General features: G+C 37.0%; 2 protein-coding genes. One reads left to right on the top strand and one right to left on the bottom strand.

The genetic code is table 11. The features are described 5' to 3' along the window. On the top strand, positions 1 to 1478 hold a 1478-nt coding region (locus ACOVO2_RS10120), incomplete at its 5' end, for a hypothetical protein (protein ID WP_421769855.1). A gap of 102 nt (positions 1479 to 1580) precedes the next feature. On the opposite strand, the gene ACOVO2_RS10115 is transcribed toward ACOVO2_RS10120, so the two are convergent. Further along, a partial coding sequence (locus ACOVO2_RS10115; RefSeq protein WP_421769854.1) for a hypothetical protein occupies positions 1581 to 2568 on the bottom strand: 988 nt, incomplete at its 5' end.

Raw genomic sequence — 2568 nt, 5'->3', positions numbered from 1 at the left:
CATACGCACACTTTTATCATGGATTGTGCTCATTCAAGCAAAATAAGTTTTTTGAGACACGTATCGTTTTGCGTCAGCTTTTTGAGCGTTATCCTGATTGGGATAAAATTGATGAAGCATATTATCTTTATGCAAACGCAGCCTTATCCGATAATTATATTGATGAAGGAATGCAGTATCTCAACCGTATTTCGGGCACAATCCTAAAAAAAGATATTGAAAATATGCTTTACTATCACTTTAGTAAGGTAAGCGACCGCACACAGCTAAAACAACTCAATCAGAAATTCCCGAATAATGCAGTCATTGCTCAACTACTTGTCAATAACATTCAAAGAAGTAAAAATGTAAGTAAGGAAGATTTAGAAATTTCAGACCAGCTTACTAATCGATTTAATTTAGGACAAAATCAAGCTAATACAAAAAAGGCACCTTCTAGGAAGGAAAACAAAGGTGTGGTAAATATCGCAATTTTACTCCCTTTCCGTCTCAATGATTTTGAAGCCAATAAATCAAATCGTGCAAATCAATACATATATGATTTGTATGCAGGTATGAAATTGGCAAAAAATAAACTCGAAGCCGAACAAATTAATGTTAATTTGCTCACTTTTGACATAGATCGAGATGCCACACTCATTTCAGCATTAGCAGAAGATAATCAGTTTTCACAAGTAGATTTATTAATTGGCCCTCTTTACCCTGAAGCCAATAAAATTGCTAATAGCTTTGCGAAATCAAATGATATCGTACAGGTACACCCGCTATCAAACAATCGTCAGCTAGTAGCCAATGACAAAAACACCTTTTTGGCAGCACCTTCTTTTGAAACTCAGTCATCCAAAGCATTGGAGTACATGAAAACCCAATCAATAGGTAAAACAGTTGCGATTTATTATGGAAATACCAGAAAAGATTCAACTTTTGCCTATGCTTACCGTGATGAAGCCACAAAAGCAGGTTTTGAAGTATTGACTATCAAGAAATTCACAAATGCTGAAGATATTGATATTCGCCGCCGTCCAAGCCATATATTTATTGCTGGAAGTGAAGATACATTCGGTGGAAAAGTTGTGAATGCACTCGATCGAAAGAAGGTAACTTCTCCAATCATAGCAGCATCATCAGCTTTTGATTTTGATGGCTCATCTCTCAATATTTTCAATCGAGAACTTTCCTTGATTCAGTTAGACTACATCAATCGAGATAAAGATGAAGTCAAAAACTTCCGCAGTGCCTATTTTAATGAGCAAAATATTAGCCCATCTTATTACAGCTACTGGGGCTATGATATGCTGCTTTTTTATGCACGAATGCTCAACAGCGGGAAAAATCAATTTCGCAGCAGTCTGAATGCCATTGAATATACCCAAGGCTTCACTTTAGATGGATTTGATTATACCAATGGCTCAAACGAAAATCAGATTGTGCCAATTATCAAATATCAAGATGGGAAGTTTATTGAAGTAATGAGGTAGTTTATTGTTGATTCGTTACTGGGAAACTGGTTTAGATACATAAAAAATGGTGGTCAAGAAACTTTTCTGACCACCATTTTATTTATCAATATATTTCAAAAATTACTCAAATAATTTATCGTACTGATTTCCAGAATGCTTTGTTGACGAAACACTGTTTCCAGCAATCAAGGCTTTTTTATCATCGCCCAAAAGCAACGATACGCCTTCTTTTTCCCATTTCTCCAACATATTTAAGCCTTCTTCTTCAAATACGCCATTTTGTAGGTCAATCGAATCCATGAAGTTGGAAGAAACCTCCATGAAACGTTGCATTTCGCCTACTTTCTGGCTCACATCATCGGTGATTGATTCCATGGCCATATCAAACATTTGGCGTTGGTCTTTATCGCCGTTCATGATGTTCATCGCCGAACGCATCGCTGAGTGGCTCGCACGAATCGCCTTACGCTCTTGTTCTTTCACCACCACTTGGTCTTTAATATCTTCGAGCATGATTTCCGAGTTTTCGTACATTTTACCCAAAACACGGTAAAGAATTTCCATCTTTTTGTACAAATCATCGAGCTTCATGTTCGATTCTTGCAGACGTCCAGCCTTACGAGCTTTTAGCACCATCATGGCTTGTTTGTCGGTTTCTTTGGCTTTACTTGCCAACGTAAGGTCATTTTGAATCTGTTTTTTGTTATTTTCGATGATAGTTTTCAGATTTATCATCTGTCCTTTCAACTTCGAAATTTGCTGATTCATCTTGCCCAAATTACCTTGAAGCTCATCAATATAAGTTTTCAAGATTCCGATGGGGTCGAGTTGAATAAACAGACCCGTAACCCAACGCATGATACTTTTATAGATGTAAAAAATCAAATTTCGCATTTTTGGGTCGAGAATCATGTAAATTACTGCCGCCAAAACAATCAGCAAACCTGCCAAATAAAGCGTATTTGATGCCAAAGTTATCAGAAATGGCAATGCTTGGTATAGTAAATATCCTCCACCCAACAATGCACCTGCGGCAAAAAGCATTCCTGTGGTGCCTTCTGGGCGATTCCAAAATGATTTAGGTTTTGATTCTTGTAATTCCATTGTT

The sequence above is a fragment of the Emticicia sp. genome, from assembly GCF_049241225.1.
Classification (GTDB): domain Bacteria; phylum Bacteroidota; class Bacteroidia; order Cytophagales; family Spirosomataceae; genus Emticicia.
Note: the sequence above shows the minus strand (reverse complement) of the source record. Positions and strands in the feature narration are given on the sequence as shown.